Annotated in this window: 3 protein-coding genes and 1 pseudogene; 3 read left to right on the top strand and 1 reads right to left on the bottom strand. The window is 57.0% G+C overall.

All coding sequences use genetic code 11. The features are described from left to right. Positions 1-199, top strand: a pseudogene (locus tag H7B67_RS30600) (rhamnose ABC transporter substrate-binding protein); the annotation flags it as partial. Positions 200-303: 104 nt separating this feature from the next. Here H7B67_RS30600 and H7B67_RS30595 read toward each other — a convergent pair. Next, positions 304-1,179: a helix-turn-helix domain-containing protein gene (locus tag H7B67_RS30595; protein ID WP_185123710.1), complete on the bottom strand. Its 876-nt coding sequence runs from the start codon at positions 1,177-1,179 to the stop codon at positions 304-306. A gap of 108 nt (positions 1,180-1,287) precedes the next feature. On the opposite strand from H7B67_RS30595, the gene H7B67_RS30590 reads away from it, so the two are divergent. Then, the gene (locus tag H7B67_RS30590) at positions 1,288-2,790 is read left to right on the top strand and encodes an L-fucose/L-arabinose isomerase family protein (RefSeq protein WP_185123709.1); all 1,503 of its coding nucleotides are present in this window, start codon (positions 1,288-1,290) and stop codon (positions 2,788-2,790) included. A 63-nt stretch (positions 2,791-2,853) separates the two neighbouring features. Then, positions 2,854-3,177 (top strand): L-rhamnose mutarotase, encoded by a 324-nt coding sequence (locus tag H7B67_RS30585; RefSeq protein ID WP_185123708.1) that lies wholly within the window; start codon positions 2,854-2,856, stop codon positions 3,175-3,177. Positions 3,178-3,351 lie beyond the last annotated feature (174 nt).

Below are 3,351 nucleotides of genomic sequence, written 5' to 3'. Positions count from 1 at the left end.
CGATGTCGGCTACCTGGCCGGTTATGCGGCGGAAGCGCTTGTCGACGGCAAGCTTACGGGCGCCGCAGGCGAGAAGTTCACGGCGGGCACGCTCGGCGAGAAGGAGATCGTCGCGGACGGCGACGGAACGCAAGTCATGCTGGGCGATCCGTTCAAGTTCGACGCGAGCAACATCGCGGAGTGGAAGTCGGTTTACTGACGACTTAATGGAATTTGAAGAATAGAGCTGCACGACCCTCCTTGGAGCCTGAGGAGGGTCGTGCTTTTTAGGCTTCGTAGAACCGCGCGAGGACAGCTCCGAAATTAAGCGCGGGGGCTCTTCCACGTTTTTCGATAGGCAAGCGGCGTCTGCTTCTCGCGGGCTCGGAACAGATTGATGAAGTGGCTGACGTTGTCGATGCCGACAATCCCTGCGATCTCTACGACGGTGTGCTCGGAATATTTCAGAAGTTCCTTTGCCCTAGAGATGCGGGTATTGATGATGTACTCGCCCGGCGAGAAGCCGCTGTATTGCTTGAAGGCCTTGGCGAACGGATATTTGCTCATAGCGAATTCGCCGGCCAGGCGATCGAGTGTCAGACGTTCGCAGGCATGACGCTCAATGTAACGCATCGCTTCGGCGACGAACCCGGGGAGAGCCGTATCCGCGCGGTCGGCTTCCGTATTCAATAGCATAAGCTCGGTCAGCAGAATCGAGATCGTCGCGGAAGCGAGCAGTTCATTGCGAAGGCATCTCGTCTCGCAATAAGCGAGCAGTTCCTCCAGCAAGGCGGGGATGCGGCTTCCCGCCGCAAGCGTTCGGACGGGACCGCCGCGAGTCGCATAGAATCCGTATTGACCTCCTAGAGCGGGGCCGCTTACGTGCGCCCAAGCGATCTCCCATCCTTCGTCCGAGGCAGCATAATACTGATATTCCATGCAATCTATCAAGAAAATTTGCCCTGGTCCAAGAGAGTGCGTCTCTCCGCCGTAGACGAGCTTGCCGCCGCCGGCAATCGTATAGACGATCAGATAGGAGCTCAAGCGCTCGCGTTCCGTGAAATACCCGGGCAACGCGACGAAACGGCCGATCTCCTGGGCATGATACAACGATTCCCGGGAGAAGGGAGACGGCGTCAGGATGAGCCGAACGGAGTCTTCCGTCCAGGCGTGATTGGCATTCTCACGGTAGGCAGGCATGGTCGTCACCTCAAGGCAAGATACTATGATTATAAGTTGCGATCCTTCGATGACACAACCATTGAAAGCGGTTACGATGAGACTGATTCCATGATAGAGGTGATAACGATGACCATGCCAACCCCGATCAAGCTTCCGCCCAAGCCGCGCATCGGCCTGTATGCCGTCGGGCTTCGCGCTTACTGGGAACAGTTTCCCGGCCTGCGCGAACGGCTGATCGAATACGCGGCTTTTATCGAGAAGCGATTATCCGAATGGGGCGAGGTTTACCATTATGGATTGGTCGATACGGCCGAAGAAGGAAGAAAAGCGGGCGAGTGGTTAAACTCCCGCAATGTCGACCTTGTATTTTGCCATGCGGCCACGTATTCGACCAGTTCTACGGTTCTGCCGGTGCATCAAGCGTGTAAATCGCCCGTCGTCTTTCTCAACCTGCAGCCGACGGATCGCATCGACTACGAGCGGACGACGACAGGGGAATGGCTTGCGCATTGCGGAGCTTGTCCCGTGCCGGAATTCGCCAACGCGTTCAATCGCGCCGGTATTTCTTATCGGGTCGTGAACGGATTGCTTGGACTGGATTACACTCCCTCTATCTCGCTTACTAACGAGATCACGAACGATCGGCCGGAGGCTATCCGCGCTTGGCGCGAGATCGAGGAGTGGGCGAGAGCGGCCGGGGTGCCGCGCGCGCTCCGTCATAGCCGAATCGGATTCCTGGGCAATACGTATAGCGGCATGCTCGATATGTACAGCGACTTCACGATGATTCAAGCGCAGACCGGCGTACACGTAGAAGTGCTCGAGATGTGCGACCTCGACCGCTTGCTGCAGACGGTAACGCCAGCCGATGTGGCGGCCAAACGCGAGGAGACGCTCTCCATGTTCGAGATCAGCGGCGACTCTCCGAGCGATCCGATCGCGCGTAAGCCAACGGAGGAACAGATGGAATGGTCATGCAAGGTAGCCGCCGCGCAGGAGAAGCTGGTGAGGGAATACGGTCTGGACGGGTTGTCTTACTACTACCACGGCGCGCCGGGCGGAGAATACGAGCGATTGCAGTCCGGGTTTATCGTTGGACATTCGCTGCTCACCGCCAGGGGGATTCCTTGTTCGGGCGAAGGCGACCTCAAGACGGCGATCGCAATGAAGATATGCGATATTCTGGGGACCGGCGGGAGTTTCTCGGAGATCGTGGCTACCGATTACGTCGACGGCACGATTCTTCTAGGCCACGACGGCCCGTTCCACCTGAAGATTGCAGAGGGTAAACCGATTTTGCGCGGCATGGGGCTTTACCATGGCAAACAAGGAACCGGCGTATCTGTCGAGGCTAAGGTCAAGACGGGACCGATCACTACGCTTAACGTGACGCAGACCGGCGACGGCAGATTGAAGTTGATCGTGAGCGAGGCGGAGTCGACCGACGGCCCGATCATGCGCATCGGCAATACGCAGACGCCGGTCAAATTCAAAGCGCATCCGGACGAATACCTGACTCGCTGGTTCGATGAAGCGCCTACCCATCATTGCGCGATGTCGATAGGACATAACGCCTCGCTGTTCCGTAAAGTCGGCGATCTGATGGGGCTGCCAACGGTCGTTCTATAGCTGCCACGGGAATTCATTACAGCCGGGGCGTTGATTAAGCTTTAATAGAGAGGAGAATAGGGAATGGGAAGCGCGAGATTCGCCTGGACATGGAATGTGAAGGAACAATATGTCGAGGAATACGTGATGCTGCACGAGAAGCCCTGGCCCGAGATCCTGGAGGAGCATGCAAGAGCGGGCATCCGCAATTACTCGATCTTTCGCAACGGCAGCCAGTTTTTTTATTGCTTCGAATGCGACGATGTCGATGCTGCCTTCGATTATTTAAATCGGAGCGAAGCGTGCAGACGCTGGAACGCGATTACCTCGAAGATGGTGGAGGGATCGTTCGATCTGGGGGAGGCCGAGCCGATCCGATTTTTGCCCGAAGTTTTCCATCTTGCTTAGCTCTCTTAGGAGCTCTCGGGGGACAAACGAACACACCGAAAGAGACTCCGAAGGAGGAAACGGAAAGTGAAAAAGATAATGGCATTGGGATTGACGGCCGTGCTGTCCATGTCCCTGCTCGCGGGCTGCGGCGGCAACAACAATAACGAAGCCAGCGGCGGCGACGCCAAGCCG

It is taken from the genome of Cohnella thailandensis (assembly GCF_014212135.1).
In the GTDB taxonomy this organism is placed as follows: Bacteria; Bacillota; Bacilli; order Paenibacillales; family Paenibacillaceae; genus Cohnella; species Cohnella thailandensis.
Note: the sequence above shows the minus strand (reverse complement) of the source record. Positions and strands in the feature narration are given on the sequence as shown.

Excerpts from the sequence above, each read along its gene's own strand:
- H7B67_RS30595 (WP_185123710.1), bottom strand. The coding sequence starts at position 1,179 with ATGCCTGCCTACCGTGAGAATGCCAATCACGCCTGGACGGAAGACTCC.
- H7B67_RS30590 (WP_185123709.1), top strand. The coding sequence starts at position 1,288 with ATGACCATGCCAACCCCGATCAAGCTTCCGCCCAAGCCGCGCATCGGC.
- H7B67_RS30585 (WP_185123708.1), top strand. The coding sequence starts at position 2,854 with ATGGGAAGCGCGAGATTCGCCTGGACATGGAATGTGAAGGAACAATAT.